This is a genomic window from Paraburkholderia kururiensis (assembly GCF_034424375.1).
Lineage (GTDB): Bacteria > Pseudomonadota > Gammaproteobacteria > Burkholderiales > Burkholderiaceae > Paraburkholderia > Paraburkholderia kururiensis_A.
Genome location: NZ_CP139965.1, coordinates 1,644,221 through 1,665,441 on the forward strand (window position 1 = coordinate 1,644,221; position 21,221 = coordinate 1,665,441).

18 protein-coding genes are annotated in these 21,221 nt (G+C 67.0%); 8 read left to right on the forward strand and 10 right to left on the reverse strand.

The window, feature by feature from the left end:
- Window positions 1-156: 156 nt before the first annotated feature.
- The 3 genes from U0042_RS07420 to U0042_RS29955 all read right to left on the reverse strand — a co-directional run bounded on the left by U0042_RS07420 (window position 157) and on the right by U0042_RS29955 (window position 2,089).
- Window positions 157-816 carry an NADPH-dependent FMN reductase gene (locus U0042_RS07420; RefSeq protein ID WP_114815428.1) on the reverse strand — a complete coding sequence of 220 codons (660 nt, stop codon included), beginning with the start codon at window positions 814-816 and terminating at the stop codon, window positions 157-159.
- A 435-nt stretch (window positions 817-1,251) separates the two neighbouring features.
- Window positions 1,252-1,593, reverse strand: a complete 342-nt coding sequence (locus U0042_RS07425) for a hypothetical protein (RefSeq protein ID WP_232833663.1) — start codon at window positions 1,591-1,593, stop codon at window positions 1,252-1,254.
- Window positions 1,594-1,633: 40 nt separating this feature from the next.
- Complete coding sequence (locus tag U0042_RS29955) at window positions 1,634-2,089, reverse strand: hypothetical protein (RefSeq protein WP_419150500.1); 456 nt, start codon at window positions 2,087-2,089, stop codon at window positions 1,634-1,636.
- A gap of 65 nt (window positions 2,090-2,154) precedes the next feature.
- Between U0042_RS29955 and U0042_RS07435 the strand changes: the two genes are divergently transcribed.
- Both U0042_RS07435 and U0042_RS07440 read left to right on the forward strand, forming a co-directional pair.
- The gene (locus tag U0042_RS07435; protein WP_114815427.1) at window positions 2,155-2,751 is read left to right on the forward strand and encodes a hypothetical protein; all 597 of its coding nucleotides are present in this window, start codon (window positions 2,155-2,157) and stop codon (window positions 2,749-2,751) included.
- Window positions 2,752-2,809: 58 nt separating this feature from the next.
- Window positions 2,810-3,211, forward strand: coding sequence for a hypothetical protein (locus U0042_RS07440; protein ID WP_114815426.1), 402 nt, complete (start codon window positions 2,810-2,812; stop codon window positions 3,209-3,211).
- 91 nt (window positions 3,212-3,302) lie between these two features.
- Here U0042_RS07440 and yjfF read toward each other — a convergent pair whose 3' ends face one another.
- Genes yjfF through U0042_RS07460 form a run of 4 tightly spaced genes read right to left on the reverse strand, consistent with a single transcriptional unit; the run spans window position 3,303 to window position 7,940 of the window.
- Window positions 3,303-4,430 (reverse strand): galactofuranose ABC transporter, permease protein YjfF, encoded by a 1,128-nt coding sequence (yjfF, locus tag U0042_RS07445; protein WP_114815425.1) that lies wholly within the window; start codon window positions 4,428-4,430, stop codon window positions 3,303-3,305.
- Window positions 4,427-5,464: an ABC transporter permease gene (locus U0042_RS07450; RefSeq protein ID WP_114815424.1), complete on the reverse strand. Its 1,038-nt coding sequence runs from the start codon at window positions 5,462-5,464 to the stop codon at window positions 4,427-4,429. The genes yjfF and U0042_RS07450 overlap by 4 nt, the downstream gene beginning before the upstream one ends.
- Window positions 5,461-6,978, reverse strand: a complete 1,518-nt coding sequence (locus tag U0042_RS07455) for a sugar ABC transporter ATP-binding protein (protein WP_114815423.1) — start codon at window positions 6,976-6,978, stop codon at window positions 5,461-5,463. The genes U0042_RS07450 and U0042_RS07455 overlap by 4 nt, the downstream gene beginning before the upstream one ends.
- 14 nt (window positions 6,979-6,992) lie before the next feature.
- The gene (locus U0042_RS07460) at window positions 6,993-7,940 is read right to left on the reverse strand and encodes an ABC transporter substrate-binding protein (RefSeq protein ID WP_419150520.1); all 948 of its coding nucleotides are present in this window, start codon (window positions 7,938-7,940) and stop codon (window positions 6,993-6,995) included.
- A gap of 461 nt (window positions 7,941-8,401) precedes the next feature.
- On the opposite strand from U0042_RS07460, the gene U0042_RS07465 reads away from it, so the two are divergent.
- Window positions 8,402-10,144, forward strand: coding sequence for an IlvD/Edd family dehydratase (locus U0042_RS07465; RefSeq protein WP_114815421.1), 1,743 nt, complete (start codon window positions 8,402-8,404; stop codon window positions 10,142-10,144).
- Here U0042_RS07465 and U0042_RS07470 read toward each other — a convergent pair.
- Complete coding sequence (locus U0042_RS07470) at window positions 10,141-10,860, reverse strand: FadR/GntR family transcriptional regulator (RefSeq protein WP_114815435.1); 720 nt, start codon at window positions 10,858-10,860, stop codon at window positions 10,141-10,143. The genes U0042_RS07465 and U0042_RS07470 overlap by 4 nt on opposite strands.
- 447 nt (window positions 10,861-11,307) lie before the next feature.
- Here U0042_RS07470 and U0042_RS07475 point away from each other — a divergent pair, with 447 nt between their 5' ends.
- The 4 genes from U0042_RS07475 to U0042_RS07490 all read left to right on the forward strand — a co-directional run bounded on the left by U0042_RS07475 (window position 11,308) and on the right by U0042_RS07490 (window position 17,170).
- Window positions 11,308-12,582, forward strand: a complete 1,275-nt coding sequence (locus U0042_RS07475) for a Rieske 2Fe-2S domain-containing protein (RefSeq protein ID WP_114815434.1) — start codon at window positions 11,308-11,310, stop codon at window positions 12,580-12,582.
- 12 nt (window positions 12,583-12,594) lie between these two features.
- On the forward strand, window positions 12,595-14,031 hold the full coding sequence (locus U0042_RS07480) for a polysaccharide pyruvyl transferase family protein (RefSeq protein WP_327205045.1): 1,437 nt from the start codon (window positions 12,595-12,597) through the stop codon (window positions 14,029-14,031).
- A gap of 398 nt (window positions 14,032-14,429) precedes the next feature.
- On the forward strand, window positions 14,430-15,617 hold the full coding sequence (locus U0042_RS07485) for a GGDEF domain-containing protein (protein WP_114810408.1): 1,188 nt from the start codon (window positions 14,430-14,432) through the stop codon (window positions 15,615-15,617).
- Between the two features lie 341 nt (window positions 15,618-15,958).
- Window positions 15,959-17,170, forward strand: coding sequence for a sensor domain-containing diguanylate cyclase (locus tag U0042_RS07490; protein WP_114810409.1), 1,212 nt, complete (start codon window positions 15,959-15,961; stop codon window positions 17,168-17,170).
- Between the two features lie 3 nt (window positions 17,171-17,173).
- Here the strand turns inward: U0042_RS07490 and U0042_RS07495 are convergent, their stop codons facing one another.
- Together U0042_RS07495 and U0042_RS07500 are read right to left on the reverse strand one after the other, a co-directional pair.
- Window positions 17,174-18,256 (reverse strand): aldose epimerase family protein, encoded by a 1,083-nt coding sequence (locus U0042_RS07495; protein WP_114810410.1) that lies wholly within the window; start codon window positions 18,254-18,256, stop codon window positions 17,174-17,176.
- A 59-nt stretch (window positions 18,257-18,315) separates the two neighbouring features.
- Window positions 18,316-19,524 carry a XylR family transcriptional regulator gene (locus tag U0042_RS07500; protein ID WP_114810679.1) on the reverse strand — a complete coding sequence of 403 codons (1,209 nt, stop codon included), beginning with the start codon at window positions 19,522-19,524 and terminating at the stop codon, window positions 18,316-18,318.
- A 371-nt stretch (window positions 19,525-19,895) separates the two neighbouring features.
- On the opposite strand from U0042_RS07500, the gene xylA reads away from it, so the two are divergent.
- Entirely contained in the window at window positions 19,896-21,218 is a 1,323-nt protein-coding gene (xylA, locus tag U0042_RS07505) for a xylose isomerase (RefSeq protein WP_114810411.1), read from the forward strand.
- Window positions 21,219-21,221 lie beyond the last annotated feature (3 nt).

The window sequence follows — 21,221 nt, forward strand, 5'->3', positions numbered from 1 at the left end:
CCATGAGGCAGAGGAACCAATCTTTCTTCGCAAGCAAATCAACGGCGGCGTGGAACGCTCATGAGGGACGGGAGAGACGCGGATGAACGCCTGGTTCGCGTGCGCGAGCGCGCATGGGCGAGCGAGAGGACGCCGCCCGTCGCCCGCGGCATGGGATCAACCGGCAAGGCTCAGCAGCCGCGCACTGCGATGCGCCGCCGATGCGACCGCCTCTTCCTCTGCTTCGGCGCGCCCCGCGTTGAACGCGAGGGCGAATTGCGCGGCCTGTTTGCCCACTGTCGCAAGCTGATCGACCACCTTCGGGTCCGAGCACGTGTGCGGCGTGTCGAAGCGCGTCTCGAGCGTGTTGATGCCGGCGCCGAACGGCGTAGGCCAGCCGCGCAGCGCATGGACGATGGAGCGCAGCGAGGTCAGCACCGAACCTGCTGCCTGCCAGCCATAGGCCGTCACGATGCAGCCGACGGCGCGTCCGTCGAGATAGGGCCGTTCGTCGTTGCGCAGTTCTTCGAGCGTATCCAGCGCGTTCTTCACGAGGCCCGAGACGCCGCCGTGATAGCCGGGCGTGGCGATCACGAGCGCGTCGGCGGCGCGTACGGCTTCGATCAGTTCGCGCTGCTCGTCCGTGCGCTCGGCGCTTTCAGGCGCGTAGTGCGGCAACCGGTGCAGGAACTCGCCACCGAAGAGTTGTGTGCGTGCGCCGGCGCTTTCCGCGCCGCGCAGCGCAAAGCCGAGCGCGCGCTCCGTGGACGACGCGGCGCGCGTCGTGCCGCCAATGCCCACGATGAGCGGCTGGCGGGAAGAATCTAAAAGGGTCAACGCAATGCTCCTTCGTTAGCGGAAGCCGGTGCGCTCGCTGCGCGTGGGGAACACGCGACGGCGAGGGCCGGACAGGGGAAGCACGAAGCCGAAATCAAGGCAGGCCTTGAGCCTGAACCGCCATCTTAGTGACCGAGGGTAGCCGCGCGAACCGACTTTTCGTTCTAACGATATGAGGCGGCAGGGGGATGGCAGGGAGGGAAGAGAAGGACGAGAGAGCGCGAGAGAAGGCCCGCGAGCGTCGCGATAAGCATATGCGAAAGCATTGGTTGTGGACGCGAGCGGAGACTGGCTACGATGAAGCCGTCTCCTCTTTTGATGACACTCCTTGACATGGGACTGCGCTCCGGCCGCCGAAAGGCGCCGGAGCTTTTTTTTATGTGGCGAGCGCGCAGCCGTAGCGCAGCGCGACGTGGACGCGGCGCCATTGCGGGTTCAAACCCGCATGACGTTTCCGTCCGGCCCGATCTTGCGCGGGATGTCGTGATCGAGATCGAGCGGCCGTTTCGTACGGCCTGCGCCTGTTCCGTTCCCGGTCCCTGCGGCACTGCCCGAGCCCGCGGCTGCTGGGTCTGCGACCTTGCGCGCCGTGGTGTGGTCGGTGTTCTGCGCGCGCTTCTGGCGCGGCGCCTTGCGTGCGCCAGCCGCCGGCTTGTGCGGGCGCTGCCGCGCTTCGGGCGGGTTCCACGTCTCCACATAGTGCTCGCCGGCCAGCGCCGGCAAGCTGAAGTCGAACAGCAGGGCGCACAGCACCGCGCCGGTCAGAATGAATCGCACGTTGTTTCTCCGTGTAGCCGTAGCGCCCGTTGTTGCCTCTTCAGGGGCGGCGGCAATGCGCGCCGGTTCCCACACACGAACCGTCGCAGCCTGGGCAGTAATGCCGGTCGTGTACCGCGGCGTTCACCGTCCACGCCTGCGAGGAGGCCGGCGCCCGCGTGCCGACCGTCCGACCGTTTTCCGCCGCGAAAAAGGCCGGCTCGCCGGCCTTGCCGCGATGGATGGCTTCTTCGATGACCGCGTCGCCGAATGCCTGCCTCAACTGGGCGACGAACGCCGCCACCTCGGGCATGGGATGCGCGTGGGCCGCCGCGCCATGCGGCACGCGCTGCGCTTCGTCACACGCGGCGTCGCGTGAGCCGTGCGCGGCATGGCCGTTGCGCATAGCGTGAACCCCTGTTTCCATCGCACCCATGGCACTCCCATGGCCTTCCGTTTCCGGCAGAAATTCTCTCTGAAAAATACTGGTTCGATGTGAACCGGCGGCGCGCAGCATACTGTACATTTATACAGGATTTTCCATAAACCGCAAGCTGGAAGTTCCAGCAGGTGAGGCCGCCCATGCAGATCACGGTGACGATTCCGCCCGACCAGCTCGACCAGCAAGGGGAGCAGGAACTGGCCCGCATTCTCGGCTGCGACGCCGCCGCGTTGCCCGGTGTGCTGGGCCGGCATGCCGAAGCCGCGCTGAGCGAATACCTTTCCATGTACCGCGGACAGAAGGTGCTCAAGCGCGGCAGCGACATGCTCGAATACCGGCTGTATCTGCTGATTTCGATTGCGCTCGCGGGCCGCATTCCCGACGAGCAGTTCGTTTCCGCGCTGTTCCAGACCACGTCGGCGGAAAGCCGGCGGTTGATCCGCTCGGTGCTCTCGAAATATCAGTATCAGTTGCAGGAGGCGCTGCGCGCCACGATGGCGGCGGCCATGACGAATCTTGCCTACGACCGCGAGGGCGGCGTCTACACCATGGTGCTCAACAACACGAACATCGTGGACGAGCTGAACAAGCTGCTCGCCGCCGCCGACGGCACGCTCACGCCGGTCACGCGCCGGCGCGGCAGCGTGTCGACCTACGACATCCGGCCGTCGAGCTACGAGCAACTGTGCAAGCTGCTCGGCCTGCCGCCGCAGACCGATCATCTGGGCAACGGATGAAGCCAGCGGCATGCAGCACGCCGGAACGTCCACCGCAGCCCAAAGGAGAACCGCCCGCATGACCGACCTGCTTGCCGCCGCGTCGCTCCTGACCGCGGCTGTCACCGTGCTGTATGGCTTGTGGTATCCCGAGATCGCGCGGGCGCTGGAAATGCCCGTGCCGGCGCGCGCCGTCGACGCGGGGCCGCGGCGGCATCAGGTGAGGATGGTGCTGCGCGCCCGCGTCGTGCCGCTCATGGTGCTCTCGGTGTGCGTGGCGCTGGTGTTCGTGCCGGATGCGCTCGCCATCGCGCGCGAGGCAGTGTCGCTCGTTTTGCACGAGCGCCTGGCGGCGCTGCACTACGATTCGCGCAAGACCGCCGTGTGTCTGATCGTGGTGTTTTCGATGGGTCTTGCGCTGCACATCGTGTTGCTGGCGTGGCGCACATGGTGGCTCCTGCTGCGGCTGGAGCCGTCATGAACGGCGAGCGCTTTCGGTGCGCCGCATTCAACGCGGCCGCCCTGATTGGAGGTGGACCGAACCGCGTGAACCGAACCGCGTGAACCGAACCCTAACCCGCCAACTGCTCCCCCGTCCCGCCTTGGGTCGCCAGCGCGCCGCCGTCGGGCTCCGTGCGCCGCTTGCGGCTCGCCTTCGCGCCCGCGCCGGCACCCGTGCCGTCCGACTTGCGGCGCGTCGCCTGCCGTTCGATCACGCGTTGCAGCAGGCAGAACGCGCAGAGCAGGGCGCCGATCACGATGCGCGTCCACCACGAACTGAGCGTGCCGTCGAAGGTGATGAGCGTCTGGATGGTGCCCAGAATGCCCACGCCGAACACGGACCCGATCACGTAGCCCACGCCGCCCGTCAGCAGCGTGCCGCCAATCACCGTGGCCGCAATCGCGTCCAGCTCCATGCCCTGGCCCTGCAAGCCGTAGCCCGAGAGCACGTAGAGCGTGAACACGAGCCCGCCCAGCGCGGAGCAAAAACCGCTGAACGCATAGACGAGCACCTTCGTGCGTGCCACGGGCAGGCCCATCAGCAGCGCCGAACGTTCGTTGCCGCCCACCGCGTAGACGTTGCGCCCGAAGCGCGTGTAGTGCGCGATATAGATGGCGACGAAGAGCGTGACGATCGCGACCAGCGCGCCCGCGTTCAGCGACCCGCTGCCGGCACGCACGCTGAAGCCCGCAATGGCGTGAAAGGCCGGGTCGTTGATCGTGATGGACTGCGTCGTGATGAGAAAGCACGTGCCGCGTGCGAGGAACATGCCCGCCAGCGTCACGATGAACGGTTGCAGCTTGAGGAAGTGGATCAGCGCGCCCATCGCGGCGCCGTAGAGCGCGCCGAACGCGAGCACCACGGCCACGATGGCCCACACCGGCCAGTGCAGCCGCTCGGACCCCACCGCGCAGAGAATCGTGGTGAGCGCGAGCACGGCGCCCACGGAAAGGTCGATGCCGCCCGACACGATCACGAACGTCATGCCGATCGCGATGATGAGCAAAAACGAGTTGTCCACGAGCAGGCCGAGCAGCACCTGCAGCGAGAAGAAGCCCGTGTACATCACCGACCCGAAGCCGAACAGCACGGCGAACAGCATGACGGTGACGGCGATGGGCAGCGTGCGCGGGTCGATCAGCGGACGCAGCCAGCGCTCGCGCAGCGGGCGGCGCTGGCCGGAAGGGAGGGCGCTCATTCGGATGCCTCGACGATAGGCCGGGTCCGCGCGGAAGGCAGGACACGTTGGAGATGGCGCGCGAGCAGCGCGCGGATGGTGGCCGACTGGATCACGCTCACCACGAGCACGACGGCGGCCTTCACGACGAGCGTGGCTTCGGGCGGCACGCCGATGGAGTAGGTCGTGTACGTGAGCGTCTGGATGATGAGCGCGCCCAGCACCGTGCCCGCCAGGCTGAAGCGCCCGCCCGCGAGCGACGTGCCGCCCAGCGTCACGGCGAGAATCGCGTCGAGTTCGAGCAGCAGGCCCGCGTTGTTGCCGTCCGCGCTGCGCACGTTCGAACTGGCGAGAATGCCCGCCACCGCGGAAGCCACGCCGCAGAACACATAGACGCCGAACACGATGGAGGCCGAGCGCAGGCCTGCCAGACGCGTCGCAACCGGATTGATGCCGATGGCGCGAATGAAGAGCCCGAGCGCCGTGCGGTTCACGAGCAGCGCCGTCGCCGCGATGGCGGCCAGCGCGATCCACACCGAACACGGCACGCTCGCGAGGTAGCCGTCGCCAAGAACGAGGTAGCCCGGCGCGCCGATCGGAATGATCTGGCCGCCTGTGAGCAATTGCGCGATGCCGCGGCCCGCCACCATCAGGATCAGCGTGGCGATGATGGGCTGCATGCCCACGAACGCAACGAGCAGCCCGTTCCACACGCCGGCCGCGATGCCGGTGCCGAGCGCTGCGGCAAGCGCGAGTCCGACTTGCGACGGGTCGTCCGCAAGCACCGTTGCCGCTGCGGCGCCTGCAATTGCCACGACTGCGCCCACCGAGATGTCGATGCCGCGCGTCGCGATCACGAGCGTCGTGCCGAGCGACACGATCACGAGCGGCGCCGCGCGATTGAGAATGTCGATGGGCGCGCCGAACAGGTGACCGTCCAGCATACGGATGGAAAGAAACGCGCTGTTGTGCGCGAGATCGAGCAGCGTGAGCAGCACGAGCGTGACCACCGGCCACACGAGCGGATGCGCGAGCGCCGTTCTGACGAGTTTCATCGTTCGCCTCCCGCAATGAGCCGGTAGACGTGATCTTCGGAGGCTGCGTCGGACGTGACCTCGGCCACCTTGCGACGGTCGCGCAGCACGGCGATGCGGTCGCTCACGCGCACCACCTCGCTTACTTCCGACGAGATGAACAGAATGGCGAGCCCCTTCGCGCAGAACGACAGCACGCGGTCCATGATTTCGAATTTCGCGGCCACGTCGATGCCGCGCGTGGGTTCGTCGAGGATCAGCATCTTCGGTTCGGTGGCGAGCCAGCGCGCGAGCAGCGCCTTTTGCTGGTTGCCGCCCGACAGCAGACCAATGGGTTGTTCGGCGTCGCGCGCCTTGATGCCGAGCAGCTTGATGTAGCGGTCCGCCATCTCGCGCTGCTTCGCGCGGCCAATGACGCGCCACCAGCCGCGCCGCGCCTGCAACGCGAGCACGATGTTCTCGCGCAGCGGCAGGTCCGCGATGATGCCTTCCTTCTTGCGGTCTTCGGGGCAATAGCCAATGCCGTGGCGCACCGCGTCGTGCGGCGAGCGCAGCTTCACACGGCGTCCGCCGATGCTCACTTCGCCGCCGTCGGCCTTCTCCGCGCCGAACAGCAGCCGCGCCGTTTCGGTACGGCCCGAGCCGAGCAGCCCCGCGAGCCCGACGATCTGGCCTTGCGCGATGTCGAGATCCACGGGATTCATGAGCCCGCGTCGCGACACGCCGCGCATTTCCACGAAAGGCCGCGCGTCGCCCGTGGGCGCCGCTTTTCTTTCGGCCACGTCGCGCTCCAGCCGCTCGCTCATGCCTTCATGACCCACCATCTTCGCGACGAGCTGCGTCATGGGCAGGTCTTTCGCGAGGTATTCGCCTTCGCGTTCGCCGTTGCGCATCACGGTGATGCGGTCCGACACGGCGTAGGTCTGTTCCAGAAAGTGTGTGACGAACAGGATCGCGATGCCCGACTCGCGCAGCTTGCGCAGCACCGCGAAGAGACGCGCCACCTCGCTGTCGTCGAGACTCGAAGTGGGTTCGTCGAGAATCAGCACGCGCGCGTCTACGGACACGGCGCGCGCGATGGCCACCATCTGCTGCACGGCGACGGGATACGCGTCCAGCGAACGCGTCACGTCGAGCGTGACGTTGAGGGCAGCCAGCGCGTCGGCGGCGCGCGCGTTGATGGTCTTCCAGTCGATCGCGCCGCGCCGTTTCGGCTGGCGGCCGGCAAACACGTTCTCCGCTACCGAGAGGTTGGGGCACAGGTTGATTTCCTGGTAGAGCGTGCGAATGCCGGCCGCTTCCGCTTCGAGCGGCGTCGCGAAACTCACGGGCTTGCCGTCCAGCCGGATCTCGCCGGCGTCGTGGGCATGCACGCCGGTGAGCACGTTGATGAGCGTCGATTTGCCGGCGCCGTTCTGGCCCATCAACGTGTGGATCTCGCCGGGAAAGAGCCGGAAGTCGACCTGGTTGAGCGCCCGCACGCCCGGAAAGGACTTGCTGACGCCCGTCGTCTCGAGTATCGCGTGAGCCGCCATAGGGGTGCCGTGGCTTAGTACTTGCGCTGCGGCATGATCTGCGCCGCGACGCTCTGCGGGAACACCGTTTCGTTCGTCACGATGCGCTTGGGCAACTGCTTGCCGGCCACGAGGTCCTTCACCGCGGTCATGAGCTGCGGTCCGAGCAGCGGGCTGCATTCCACGTCCACGTTGATCTTGCCCGCCACCATGGCCTGGAAGCCGCCGTGCGTGGCGTCGAAGGACACGACGCTCACGTCCTTGCCCGGCTTCATGCCGGCTTCTTCCATGGCCTGGATCGCGCCCAGCGCCATGTCGTCGTTATGCGCGTAGACCACGTTCATCTGCTTGCCGTAGGTCTTCACGAACGCTTCCATGACCTGCTTGCCGCCGGCCAGCGTGAAGTCGCCGCTCTGCGACGCGATGATCTTGAACTTCGGATCGTTCTTGATCACTTCCATCAGGCCCGCGTGGCGGTCGTTCGCGGGCGCGGAGCCCACCGTGCCCTGCAGCTCGACGATGTTGATGGGACCGGCATCGTTGCGATAACGGTCTTCCAGCCACTTGCCTGCGCGCCGGCCTTCTTCGAGGAAGTCCGAGCCGATCATCGTGGTGTAGAGCGACTGGTCTTTCACGTCGATGGAGCGGTCGGTGAGGATCACCGGAATGCCGGCCGCTTTCGCTTCGGTCAGCACCGGCTCCCAGCCCGATTCCACCACCGGCGAAAACGCGATCACGTCCACCTTTTGCGCGATGTACGAGCGAATCGCCTTGATCTGGTTTTCCTGCTTCTGCTGGGCATCCGAGAACTTCAGGTTGATGCCCGCTTCCTTCGCGGCGCTCTTGATCGAGACCGTGTTGGCGGTACGCCATGCGCTCTCGGCGCCGACCTGCGCAAAGCCGAGCGTGATCTTTTTCTCGTCCGCATGGCTGGTGACGGCGGTCAGCGCGAATGCGGCGGCAAGCAGCACGCGAAGCGTCATGCGTTTCGTGGGTTCCATGGGGTGTGTCTCCGGTTCGTGTCGTTGGTATCCGGCACCGCCGTTCGCGTCCTGAGTCGGGTCTATGTGCCCGACAGCGGCAAGCACCGGTTCCTGCAGGCCCTGCTGTGACTGCTGTGTTGCCAGTTGCTTCGTTGTTGCCCTGGGTGTTGCTCGGGTCTTGCGTGGTGTGCTGCGTGATTGCCTGCCGGATTCCGGCTTTGTTCTGCGCTTTTCTCCGGCGTTTTTTCTTCTGCTTCTTTCTCTTTTTCGTCCCGAAATGTGGCATGGCCAGGACGATTAATAGACATACTATATTCACCGAAACAGCCGCACGTGATCCGTGTTTTCCCCACCTAGCGCGAATAAATAGTCATGCTATTTGTTGATAAGGACAGCGATTAACTGCGATCGTCCCACCATTTGCGCCCCGCAATGCAGCATCGGAAAAACGGACCTATTCCATGACAGACCAAACCCGCAAGCTGCGTTCGGCCGAATGGTTCGGCAGCGCCGACAAAAACGGCTTCATGTACCGCAGCTGGATGAAAAACCAGGGCATTCCGGACCACGAATTCGCAGGCAAGCCGATCATCGGCATCTGCAATACGTGGTCGGAACTCACGCCGTGCAACGCGCATTTCCGCAAACTCGCGGAGCACGTGAAGCGCGGCATTTACGAGGCCGGCGGTTTCCCGGTGGAGTTCCCGGTCTTTTCGAACGGTGAATCGAATCTGCGGCCCACGGCGATGTTCACGCGCAACCTCGCGAGCATGGACGTGGAGGAGTCGATTCGCGGCAATCCGATCGACGCCGTCGTGCTGCTCGCCGGCTGCGACAAGACCACGCCCGCGCTGCTGATGGGCGCGGCGAGCTGCGACGTGCCGGCCATTCTCGTCACGGGTGGACCGATGCTCAACGGCAAGCACGAAGGTCACGACATCGGCTCGGGCACCGTCGTCTGGCAGTTGAGCGAGGCCGTGAAGGCGGGGCGCATTTCGCTCGACGAATTCATGTCCGCGGAGGCGGGCATGTCGCGCTCGGCGGGCACGTGCAACACGATGGGCACGGCGTCCACGATGGCGTGCATGGCCGAGGCGCTCGGTGTCACGCTGCCGCACAACGCCGCCATTCCGGCTGTGGACGCGCGCCGCTACGTGATGGCGCATCTCTCGGGCATGCGCATCGTCGAGATGGTGTGGGACGATCTGCGACTCTCGAAGCTGCTCACGCGCGCCGCGTTCGAAAACGCGATTCGTGTGAACGCGGCGATTGGCGGTTCCACCAACGCGGCCATTCACTTGAAGGCGATAGCGGGCCGCGTGGGCGTGCCGCTCGAACTGGACGACTGGACGCGCATCGGCCGCCACACGCCCACCCTCGTCGACCTGCAACCGTCAGGGCGTTTTCTGATGGAAGAGTTCTATTACGCGGGCGGCCTACCGGCCGTGCTGAGGCGCATGGGCGAAGCGGGACTCCTGCCGCATCCCGACGCGCTTACCGCGAACGGCAAGACGCTGTGGGACAACGTGCGCGCGGCGCCGAACTACAACGACGAAGTGATTCGACCGCTCGACAACCCGCTCGTCGCGGACGGCGGCCTGTGCGTGCTGCGCGGCAATCTCGCGCCGAACGGCGCGGTACTGAAGCCCTCGGCGGCCACGCCCGAACTGCTCAAGCATCGCGGCCGCGCCGTGGTGTTCGAAAACCTGGAGGACTACAAGGCTCGCATCGCCGACCCGGCGCTCGACGTGGACGCGACTTCCGTGCTCGTCATGAAGAACTGCGGTCCGAAGGGGTACCCCGGCATGGCCGAGGTCGGCAACATGGGCCTGCCGCCGAAGCTCTTGCGCGAAGGCGTGAAAGACATGGTGCGCATTTCGGATGCGCGCATGAGCGGCACCGCGTACGGCACCGTGGTATTGCACGTGGCGCCGGAAGCACGTGCGGGCGGCCCGCTTGCCGTCGTGCGCGACGGCGACTGGATCGAACTGGACTGCGAGACCGGCCGCCTGCATCTCGACATCACGGACGCCGACATGGCCGCGCGCCTCGCGCAATGGAAAGCGGCGCAACAGACGCTGCCCGCGGATACGAGCGGCTACCGCAAGCTCTACGTCGAGCACGTTCTGCAGGCCGACGAAGGCTGCGACTTCGATTTCCTCGTGGGGTGCCGCGGGGCGGAAGTGCCCCGCCATTCGCACTAGATGTGGACCGGGCCGAGCACGCTGTCGGCATCCGCGCGGGCGTTTTCGAGCTGCACGAGGCTTGCATGGCGCGCGCCGAGCGGGTCGCGGTTTTGCAGCGCCGTGAGAATCGCCTTGTGACGCGGCAGCGAAAGCGCATGCGTATCCGGGTGGCGGCTCGTCAGCTTGATGGACTCCGATAACGCGAGCGACAGCATGTTGCCGATGTAGGCCAGCATGTCGTTGTGCGTGGCCGCCATGATGGCGCGATGAAATTCGAGGTCGGGCGCGAGCAGGTCGCCCGCCGTGGGCGCGTGCTCCATGCGTTCGAAGGCGGAGCCGATGCGCTTGAGGTCTTCTTCCGTGGCGGCCGTGGCGGCGAGCGCCGCGGCGGCCGGCTCGATGATGCGTCGCACGGCCAGCAGCGAATGGAAGAACGCGCTTTCCGGCACGCTGCTGATGGTCCAGTAGAGCACGTCCGGGTCAAGCATGTGCCACTCTTCGCGCGGCCGCACTATGCTGCCCACGCGCGGCTTCGACACCACCAGCCCCTTCGCCACCAGTACGCGCGTGGCTTCGCGCAGCACGGGCCGGCTCACGCCATAGGTCTCGCAGAGCATCGGTTCGGCGGGCAGCCGTTCGCCGGGTTTGAGCTTGCCGCTGACGATTTCGATGCCGAGCTCCTGCACGATGCGTGCATGCATGCTCTTGCGGTTCTGAAGATGCCGGTAGTCCATGGTGTCCAGATGGGGGCGTGCTGCCGCTGGCTGCTTCACCCTGGCAATGGCCGCGAAGGCCGCTTGCCCTGGGGAATCGTTGCGGCGTTCGCCTCGATTGCCGATGTTGCTGTCCGCGTGCTTCGCCGTCATGCAACAGCCGGTGACGCCACGGGGTAGCGCTGCAACAGCATAGCACGCAGGTTTTTTGCGCTGCCCCCGTCTCGCGCTTCGCGTCCGGCCTTCGTGGCCTGGTTTGCGGCCCGGTTCGCAACCTGGTTCGCAACCGCGCAAAAAGGGACATCCGAAAACGCCGCCTCCGAAAAGGCGTCATGCCTGCTGGTGCGCCGATGCGCAATGGCGGCTCGCCAAACGCAACGGCCCGCGCGCTGTTGAGCTTTTTTCAGAATGCCCGAGCGGACGCGTTCGTACCATCGGGAGCATCCCGTCTTTTGCCGATACAAGCCGATGCCATTCCTTCGCAACGCCTGGTACGTGGCCGCTTTCAGCAGCGAGGTGAAACCGGACGCGCCCCTTGCGCGCACGCTGCTCGAGCAGCCCATCGTGTTCTTTCGCGATGCCGGCGGCGCGCCCGTTGCGCTCGACGACCGCTGCCCGCATCGCTTCGCCCCGCTTTCGCGCGGGCGGTGCGTGGACGGTTCGATCGAGTGTCCGTATCACGGGCTGCGCTTCGGCGCGGCGGGCGAATGCACGCTCAATCCGCACGGCGACGGGCGCGTGCCCGCGGGCGCGAAGGTGCGCAGCTACCCGCTGCGCGAGCGCTACGGCGCGCTCTGGATCTGGCCGGGCGACCCCGCGCGCGCCGAGGCGAGCGCGCTGCCCGACTTCAGCTTTCTGGATCCGGCACATCGCTACACGAGCGAAGGCTATCTGCGCACGCAGGCGCACTATCAGCTGAGCGTCGACAACCTGCTCGACCTCAGTCATTTCCAGTTCCTGCACCCCGGTACGCTAGGCAGCGACGCCATGGCGCGCGGCAACGTCCAGTTCGCGAGCGACGACGAGACCGTCTGGGTCAGGCGCGAAGCGCACCGCGAGATCGTGCAGCCATTCATGGCGCGCTCGTTCGGCGTAGCGGAGGGCGCGAGCGTCGACCGCTGGTTCGACGTGCGCTGGAACGCGCCGGGGCTGCTCGCCATCGCGGTGGGCCTCAACGAAACGGGCGCGCCACCGGAAAACGCGCGGGTCTCGCCGTCGGCCCACTGGCTCACGCCGGAAACGGCCGCGACCACGCACTACTTCTTCTCGTTCGGGCTGCCGCGCGAAATGGGCGAAGAGGGTCAGGCGATCGTCGATCAAGCGATCGAAGGAATCATGGAGCCCTTCAGGAACGAAGACCTGCCGATGCTGGAAGCGCAGCAGCGTGCGATTGGCGATTGCGACTTCTGGTCGATGCGGCCGGCGATGCTGCCCATCGACAAGGGCGCCGTGCGCGCGCGCCGAATCATGGAAGCGAAGCTTGCACGCGAAGCGGCGGGCGGGGAGGGCGCGGCTGGGGCTGCGGATGCCGACGCGTCGTTGGCCGGTCAACGGCCTGCTGCGCAGGGCGCTCCACAGCAGCCCGCTTCACAGTCCGCTTCACAGCCGAACTCACAGCCGAACTCACAGCCGAACTCACAGCCGGACTCGCCGGCCAACCACGCGACCTCGCAAGGCCCAAACGATCCGGCCCATTCCGACGACCCCGCCGCGGCGTTCTGGAAGATGCTCAACCTTGCCTAGCCACGAGCCCGCATGACGGCCACGCTCAGTTCGTTTCTCGCCGACGACGCCACGCGGTCCATGGCCGCGCTGCAACGCTATGTCAACGCGCCGGACCCCGACGCGGTATTTCTGGACGACATGCTGGAGCGCATCGAGGCCGCCCGCCGTCGGCCTTGTCCCCCGCGACCGCGCACCGGCCGCGCGCTGCGCGTGCTGCTGTTGAGCTACGCGGGCGCGGGCAACACGGGCGCGGATCTGCGGACCATCCAAACCATCCGCCACCTGCAACGTCTGTTCGGCGAGCGCGGCGAGCGCGACGAGGGCTTGAGGATCGAACTCTTTGCACTGGGCGATCTCTTCGATCACCCGGTGCTGGCCGCCACCCCGCGCATGCCCGTGCAGTTGCCCTACGTGCCCGATGCGTTCGCCGCCGCCATACCCGACTACGACCTCGTGCTCAACGTGGAAGGGTCCACCTACACGTCGAAATTCTCGGACTCGCTCTCGGGCATGCTGATCGGCGGCGTCGCGCTGGCGAGCGCGGCGGGGGCGGTGGGGCCGGCCGGGGCGGCGGGGGTGCCCGGCGCAGCGAACGGCGATGCGCAGGTCAGAGGCGTGGCATGGGGCATCGACAGCGGCGAGATGACGGACGCCCTGGCCCGCTTCGCGCGGGCGGCGGCAACAGGCGCGCACATCTTCTGCCGCAACGACGCGGCGCGCGAGCATCTGGCGTCGCTCGACATCGCCTCGCTGCCGGGCGCGGACTGCGCCTGGAGCTGGACGCCGGTGCGCACCGCGCGCGTGGCGGCGTTGCCGGCGAACTATGTGGCGCTGTGTCCGAACAATCCGTTCTGGTGGCCCGTCACCGCGGACGTGGCGCGGGCGAAGGCGCTCGACACCCAGCGCGCAAGCTCCCCGCTGCGCTACGGCCCGTTTCACTTCCACACGTGGGACGACGCGCGGGAGGCGGCGTACGACGCCTATGTCGAACGCTTCGCCGGACTGGCCGAACGCTTTCGCAAGCAAGGCTTTCCGCCCGTGCTGGTGGCCATGGAGCGGCTCGACCGGGCCGCCTGCGAGGACATCGCGGCGCGCGTGCCCTTCGACGTGCCGATCATGGCGCGGGGCACCGCGACGCTGGACGACGTCGCGGGCACCGTGGCCCATGCCGCGCGCGTGGTGACGACGCGCTACCACGCGGCCGTGGTGGCGATTGCGAGCCGCGTGCCGGTGTTCGGTCTTTCGATGGACGCGCGCATCGACCGGCTGCTGACCGAAGGCGGGTTTCCCGGCTGGTTCGCGCGCTGCACGGACCCGGACGGCGGCGAACGGGCGCTTGCGCGCCTCTGCCAGCCGCAACCCGCCATCGATGCGCTGCGCGACGCCTACGCCTTGCTCGCAAGACGCGAGCAGATGCGGCTCGGCCAGATGGGCGAGTGGCTCGCGGCCGCCGTGGGCCGGCGGTAGAGCGCTGCCGGGGCATTGATCCGGCCAACCCGTCGCCATACGAACCCCTAATCGTCTGACCAGCCCCTCACCGTCCGGCACCGCACAGTCCGCCGCCGAAAGGGCGAAATCGGCCAGAGAACCCCGCTACTTCGAGGTATTGCCCAGGGACCCGGCAGGGTATCGTGTCATCAACGTTCTTCGGAATGTTTCCTCGGAATACTGACCACCCCGGGTCAGAATTCTTTACGCCGGCGCTGCCGGCGTTTTTTTTGCCGAGCCCGCCAGGCATTGCCCGCACGTCACCGTGGCGGCGCGCCCGCGCGCGACCCCGCCTCAAGTTTGCTCGCCAAAAGCCGTAAACTTCAGGGGATTCCTGCATGTGCAGGCCGGCATCTGCCTTTTGTCTGTTTCCCGCTATGGCCGCCGTTTCAGTCGCTCTCGCCACCACCGCGCTTTTCGGCCTGCTGATGCTCGTGTTGCTCGGCTCGCTGTTGCGCTCGGGTGTGCCGGGCGTGCTCGAATGGTTTGGCGCGAACGTCGTGCTCACGGCCGCATTGCCGCTGCTGCTCGCCCGCGGCCACATTCCGGATGGGATTTCCGTCGTGGTGGCCAACTTCCTCGTGGCGTTGGCCGGTTCGATGCTGTACGCCGGCTTCGCGCGGTTTCTGGGCCGCTCCGTGCATTGGCCGTGGCTGCTGCTCCTCACGCTCGCGAACATTCCCGCGCTGGCGTACTGGCGCTACGTCGTGGACAGTATCCCGGCGCGCGTGATGATCGCCACGTTCTTCGCCGCCGCCATCTGCTTTGCGACCGCCGTTCTCGTGGCGCGCAACCGTGGCGCCGACCGCGCCCGCTATCCGTACGTGGCCGCCGCCTCGCTCGCCACCGTCTTCGGGCTCTGCGAACTCGCGCGCGGGCTCTACTTCAGCACGCTGCCGGGCGTGTCGAGCCCGCTCATGTTCACTACCAACGTCAACGTCATCCTGCTGTGCGTGGGCGCCGCCATCATGCCGGTGATGTCGATGTGCGCGATGCTGATGGTGCACGACGCGCTGCTCGCCGATGCGCGCAAGGCCGTGAACCACGACTTCCTCACGGGCGCGCTGTCGCGAACGGGCTTCCAGGCAATGGCGCGCCGGCGTTTCGCCGAGGCGGACCAGCACGGCGTGCCGCTGTCGCTCCTGATCGTCGATCTGGACCGCTTCAAGGCAATCAACGACACCTTCGGCCATGCCGTGGGCGACACCGTGCTGCGCGAGTTCGCGGCGCTTACGCGCGTTCATCTGCGCCGCGACGATGCGCTCGCGCGGCTGGGCGGCGAAGAGTTCGCCATCCTGCTGCCGCGCACGGCGCTTCCGGACGCCCTGCGCGTGGCCGAACGTCTGCGCAGCGAAGCGAGCCGGCACGCGGTGAGCACGGAGGCCGGCCCGTGCCGTTACAGCATCAGCGGCGGGCTCGCGTTGCGCGAACAGGGCGAGACGCTGGACCGCCTGACCACGCGCGCGGACCGCGCGCTGTACGCGGCGAAGCTCGGCGGGCGCGACCGCGTCTGCCTGCACGAAGCGCCCATGGAGCAGCCGGCCGCCTTCGGCGCGCCGAACTGAGGGACGACGACCTGAAGGACGACGACCTGAAGGACGAAGCGACAGCAACGTGCGCACTACGAGCGGCAGGGCGCTCCGTGTCCTCGCGCGGGCCGGTTTGCGTCCTACGCCAACTTCGCCTAAAGTTCTGCCGCGCCGTGCCGATATGGAGTTGCGCTACACCCCTGGCCACGGCGCTTGCCGACACCGGGATCGAGCGTGAAGCGTAGGCCCTCCCGCGTATCGGCGGCACGCTGGCCTGTGCTTCTGCGTCGTCAGTGGACCACCGGCTTTCCCCAACCGCAGCGGGACGACGGCAGGACGTCGCGCCATCGCATCAGGGTGCATCAGGTGAAGCTCAGGTGAAGAACGCGAACGAAACTTACACGCTGCCGCGAGGCCGGCTGGCGAGGTGGCTGACCGAGACGGGGCAGGAGACGCCGCGCGACATCCGCGTCGAACTGGTCGGCACGCTGTTCGGCACGATGCCCATTTTCTTCGGCGGCGTGTTCAACACCATCGCCGTGGCCTGGGCGCTCGCCGCGCGCCATCCCACCGTCCTGTTCCGCCTGTGGCTCGCCGCTGAAATCGTCGTGTGCACGACGCGCTGGGCCGTGCTCGTGATCGCGCGGCAGCGCGCAAGGCAAGGCAAACCCACGCCCACCGACTTCTACATCAGCCTCGCGCCGCTCTGGGGTGCGACCGTGGGCTACGGCGCGTTCGTGAGCGCGATCAGCGGCGACTGGGTGGCCGCCACGCTGTCGTTCCTTTCCGCGGCCGCCATGGTGGGCGGCATCTGCTTTCGCAACTTCGCGGCGCCGCGCCTCGTGGCCGTCATGATCTTCCTCTCGCTCGGGCCGTGCTGCATCGGCGCGCTGCTCGCGGGCCAGAAGGTGCTGCTGCTCACGCTCGTGCAGATTCCGTTCTACCTCTTCGCGATGAGCGCGGCGGCGCGGCGCCTCAACGCCATGCTTATCACCACCATGAAGGCCGAGCGCGAAAACGACCGGCGCGCGCGTCACGACGGGCTCACGGGCCTGCTCAACCGCACCGGTCTCTTTCACGCCGCGCGCAACGGCTGGGGGACGGGCGCCCGCATGCGCCCGGGCATGGTGCTGCTGTATCTGGACCTCGACGGCTTCAAGCCCGTCAACGACGCCTACGGCCACGAAGCCGGCGACACGCTGCTCGCGCAGGTGGCCGAACGGCTGCGCGCGCTGGTGGGCAAGCATGCACTGGTGGCGCGCCTTGGCGGCGACGAATTCGTGATTCTCGACGACGGCGCCGCGTACTCGGGCAAGGACGGCGCGCTCCAGTTCGCCCACGCGATGGCGCGCGAGATCGCGAAGCCGTTCGAGCTTGCGCCGGGCATCACGGCGCAGGTGGGCGCAAGCATCGGCATGGCGACCGTTCCTGACGACGCCACAGACATCGACGCCGTACTGCGCCTCGCCGATGCCGCGATGTACGACGCGAAGCGCAAGCGCAAGAAGGACGGGTGGGGCGCGGGCCAGGGGCCGGCGATCTCGGAAGCCGACGCGGAATCCGCCTGGTCCGCCGGCGCGGGACGTTGAGCGTCAGTCCACTACGCCCACGCGATAACAGGTGGTCTGCCGGTACGTTTCGCCGGGCCGCAGCACGACGCGTTCGCGGCTGTCCATGTTGATCTCGTTCGGAAACGCGGCGGCCTCGAGGCACAGGCCGGCGTGGCGCCGATACACCGTGCCGTTGCGCCCCGGCTCGCCTTCCAGATAGTTGCCCGTATAGAACTGCAGCCCGCGCTCGTTGGTGGACACGACGAGTTCGCGTCCGCTGCCGGGGTCGTAGGCGCGCGCCACCTCGCGCACCGTGAAGGCGTTCGCGTTGCCGGCATCGGCACCCGCGGGTTCGCGCAGGATGTAGCAGTGGTCGAAGCCGCCCGCGCGGGCCAGCTGCGCATGCGGCCAGTCGAGCCGCGCGCCCAGCGGCGCGCTGTGGCGGAAGTCGAACGCGTTGCCCGCGACGTCGGCGCGCTCGATGGGAATCAGCTCCGCGTCCACTTCGAAGAACGCGTCGGCGTCGATGGTCATGACGTGGCCGCGAATGTCCGTGCCGGGCTGGCCCGTCAGGTTGAAGTAGCCGTGGCTCGTGAGGTTGAGCGGCGTGGGCGCGTCGGTGAGCGCCTCGTAGTCGATGGTGAGCGTGCCGTCGTCGTCGAACGTGTAGCGCACCTGCACGCTCACGTTGCCCGGAAAGCCGGCGTCGCCTTCGGGCGAATCGAGGCGCATGACGAGCGCGTCGCTGTCTTCCGTCACGTCCCACATGGCCCGATGAAAGCCGTGCGAGCCGCCGTGCAGCAGGTTGTTGCCCTCGTTGCGGTCGAGCGCGTATTCGATGCCGTCCAGCGTGAAGCGCGCGTGGGCGATGCGGTTGGCCCAGCGGCCCACGAGCCCGCCCATGTACGCGCCGCTCGCGAGATAGTCGGCGGGCGTGTCGTGGCCGAGCAGGATGTCGCCGAGGCGGCCGGTACGGTCGGGTACGTGCCACGAGACGAGCGTGGCGCCCAGGTCGCTGATGGCCACCTTCATGCCGTGCGCGTTGCGCAGCGTGAAGAGCGTGACCGGCTCGCCGTCGGGCAGCGTGCCCCAGGGTTCGGAAGTCAGTTGCGCGGTTCGGATCATGGAGTCTGCGGATTCGGATAAGACGGATACGGGCGGTGGGTTGCAAGCGCGCTGAACGGCTACGGCGCCACCGCCGACCTCGCGCGTTCCTGATACTCGCGCGGCGTGCAGCCCAGCTCGCGGCGGAACACGGCATACATGTACTGCAGCGACGTGAACCCGCAACGCACCGCCACTTCCGCGCTCGATGCATCGCCCTTCACGAGCATCGCCTTCGCCGCGTCGAGCTTGTAGCGCAGTATCTCCTGGTGCACCGTGCACTGCATCTCGCGCCGAAAATATTCCTCCAGCGAAGAGCGCGACACGCCCACGTGGTCGGCCACCTGTTCGGTGCGAATGCCCTGGCACGCGTACTGCCGGATGAAGTGGCGCGCGCGCTTCACGTACTGGCTCGCGAGCGGCTGGTACTTCGTCGATTCGAGCACGTTGATGCCCACGGGCGGCACGAGCACGCGGTGTCCCGGAAAGCGCGCGCCGTGCAGCATCTTGTGCAGCAGGTGCGCCGCGGTGCGGCCCATTTCCTCGGTGCCCTGAATCACGGACGAAAGCTGGATGCGCGTCAATGTGCGCGTGAGCGGATCGTTGTCGATGCCGATGATGGCCACTTCCTCGGGCACCGGAATGCCCGCGATCAGACACGCCTGGAGCAGGTGCCGCGCGCGGGCGTCCGTGACGGCCAGAATGCCCACCGGCTTCGGCAGGCTTTCGAGCCACGCGGCCAGTTGCTCGGTGGCGTGGTTCCAGTCGGGCGCGCTCGTGGCGAGGCCGCGATAGATTTCCGCTTCCATGCCTTCGGCCTGCGCGAGCCGCTCGAAAGCGAGTTCGCGCTGCTGCGCCCAGCGGTTGGTGGGCGACTCGGGCAGGCTGTAGCAGGCCATATGCTGCAACCCCGCGCCCAGCAGATGATTGAACGCGAGCGAGATCAGCTTGGCGTTGTCGGTGGCGATGTACGGCAGGTTCGGCGGGTACTGCGCCGGGTCTTCATAGGACGAGCCCACTGCGACGAGCGGCAGCGTGCACTCCGCGAGCACTTCGCAAACGGCGGGGTCGTCGAAGTCCGCGATGATGCCGTCGCCGTCGAAGTGCTCGATGCCCGCAAGGCGACAGCGGAAGTCCTCCTCCAGAAAGAGATCCCACGCCACGCGCGTGGAGCGCAGATAGTCGCCAATGCCCGTGATGATCTCGCGGTCGTACACCTTGTTCGCATTGAACAGCAGCGCGATGCGGTGCGTCTTCTGGGGCGTGGGTTGTCGGATCGTGCTCGGCATGGTGGCGGATGGGCGCGGCGCGAGGTCAAGCAAAGCGCGCGGCTCACCCTTGTCTCCTGTCTTTGGCCGGTTTGCGGCTTCGGCTGATCCGTTGCGCGCCCTTTGCACGGAAGGGATCAAGCGAAGCGTCCGGCGGTTTTAAGCGTCTGGCTATTTTAGGCGCCTCGTGCGTTCGTGCCGAACTTCGCGATGACGTTTGGCGGGAAACATCACGGGCGCTGTGAAATTTCGCAATTGTCGGCGGCAGGTCTGCGCTGGCAGCATGGCCGCACCTTATCCAACGGCGGCCGCAGCATGTCCCCTTCATGCTCGACGCGCGCCGTGCCGCACATGCTGTAACCGCTGCGGCGCAACATGACAATGGAGACACCATGTCCTACTTCGAGCACATCCCTCCCGTCCGTTACGAAGGTCCGCAGTCCGAGAGCACGCTCGCCTATCGGCATTACAACCGCGAAAAGCGCGTGCTCGGCAAGACGATGGAAGAGCATCTGCGCATCGCCGTCTGCTACTGGCATACCTTCGTGTGGCCCGGCGTCGACATCTTCGGGCAGGGCACGTTTCATCGCCCGTGGCAGCAGCCGGGCGACGCCATGGAGCGCGCGCAGCAGAAGGCCGACCATGCCTTCGAGTTCTTCACGAAGCTCGGCGTGCCGTACTACACGTTCCACGACACCGACGTCGCGCCCGAAGGCGACAGCATTCGCGACTACGTGGAAAACTTCGCGCGCATGACGGACTACCTCGCGCACAAGCAGCAGGACAGCGGCATGAAACTGCTGTGGGGCACGGCCAACCTGTTTTCGCACCCGCGCTATGCCGCGGGCGCCGCGACGAATCCGAACCCCGAGATGTTCGCGTATGCCGCGACCCAGGTGAGCCACGCGCTCGACGCCACGCACAAACTGGGCGGCGACAACTACGTGCTGTGGGGCGGTCGCGAAGGCTACGACACGCTGCTCAACACCGACCTCGTGCGCGAGCGCGAGCAGTTCGCGCGCTTTCTCAACATGGTGGTGGAGCACAAGCATCGCATCGGCTTCAAGGGCACGCTGCTGATCGAGCCGAAGCCGCAGGAGCCCACCAAGCATCAGTACGACTACGACGTGGCCACGGTGCACGGCTTCCTCACACAGTACGGATTGCAGAACGAAATTCGCGTGAACATCGAGGCGAATCACGCCACGCTCGCGGGCCACTCGTTCCATCACGAAATTGCGATGGCGTTCGCGCTCGGCATCTTCGGCAGCGTGGATGCGAACCGCGGCGATCCGCAGAACGGCTGGGACACGGATCAGTTCCCGAACAGCGTGGAAGAAATGACGCTCGCGTTCTACGAGATCCTGCGCCATGGCGGATTCACCACGGGCGGCATGAACTTCGATTCGAAGGTGCGCCGCCAGAGCGTGGACGCCGAAGACCTCTTTCACGGCCACGTGGGCGCCATCGACCTGCTCGCCCTCGCGCTGGAACGCGCCGCGGCGCTCGTCGAAAACGACCGGCTCGAACAGTTCAGGCAGCAGCGCTACGCGGGCTGGGACACGGAGTTCGGCCGCAAGATTCTCTCGGGCGGCTACACGCTGCAAAGCCTCGCCGCCGAGGCGCAGCAGCGCGGCATTCACCCCGTGCACGCGAGCGGGCGCCAGGAGCAGCTCGAGAACATCGTGAACCAGGCCATCTACGGCGTGCGTTGAGCT

Excerpts from the sequence above, each read along its gene's own strand:
- U0042_RS29955 (WP_419150500.1), bottom strand. The coding sequence starts at position 2,089 with ATGCTGCGCGCCGCCGGTTCACATCGAACCAGTATTTTTCAGAGAGAA.
- xylA (WP_114810411.1), top strand. The coding sequence starts at position 19,896 with ATGTCCTACTTCGAGCACATCCCTCCCGTCCGTTACGAAGGTCCGCAG.
- U0042_RS07475 (WP_114815434.1), top strand. The coding sequence starts at position 11,308 with ATGCCATTCCTTCGCAACGCCTGGTACGTGGCCGCTTTCAGCAGCGAG.
- U0042_RS07470 (WP_114815435.1), bottom strand. The coding sequence starts at position 10,860 with ATGGACTACCGGCATCTTCAGAACCGCAAGAGCATGCATGCACGCATC.
- U0042_RS07495 (WP_114810410.1), bottom strand. The coding sequence starts at position 18,256 with ATGATCCGAACCGCGCAACTGACTTCCGAACCCTGGGGCACGCTGCCC.
- yjfF (WP_114815425.1), bottom strand. The coding sequence starts at position 4,430 with ATGAGCGCCCTCCCTTCCGGCCAGCGCCGCCCGCTGCGCGAGCGCTGG.
- U0042_RS07460 (WP_419150520.1), bottom strand. The coding sequence starts at position 7,940 with ATGACGCTTCGCGTGCTGCTTGCCGCCGCATTCGCGCTGACCGCCGTC.
- U0042_RS07435 (WP_114815427.1), top strand. The coding sequence starts at position 2,155 with ATGCAGATCACGGTGACGATTCCGCCCGACCAGCTCGACCAGCAAGGG.
- U0042_RS07465 (WP_114815421.1), top strand. The coding sequence starts at position 8,402 with ATGACAGACCAAACCCGCAAGCTGCGTTCGGCCGAATGGTTCGGCAGC.
- U0042_RS07450 (WP_114815424.1), bottom strand. The coding sequence starts at position 5,464 with ATGAAACTCGTCAGAACGGCGCTCGCGCATCCGCTCGTGTGGCCGGTG.
- U0042_RS07440 (WP_114815426.1), top strand. The coding sequence starts at position 2,810 with ATGACCGACCTGCTTGCCGCCGCGTCGCTCCTGACCGCGGCTGTCACC.
- U0042_RS07500 (WP_114810679.1), bottom strand. The coding sequence starts at position 19,524 with ATGCCGAGCACGATCCGACAACCCACGCCCCAGAAGACGCACCGCATC.
- U0042_RS07480 (WP_327205045.1), top strand. The coding sequence starts at position 12,595 with ATGACGGCCACGCTCAGTTCGTTTCTCGCCGACGACGCCACGCGGTCC.
- U0042_RS07455 (WP_114815423.1), bottom strand. The coding sequence starts at position 6,978 with ATGGCGGCTCACGCGATACTCGAGACGACGGGCGTCAGCAAGTCCTTT.
- U0042_RS07485 (WP_114810408.1), top strand. The coding sequence starts at position 14,430 with ATGGCCGCCGTTTCAGTCGCTCTCGCCACCACCGCGCTTTTCGGCCTG.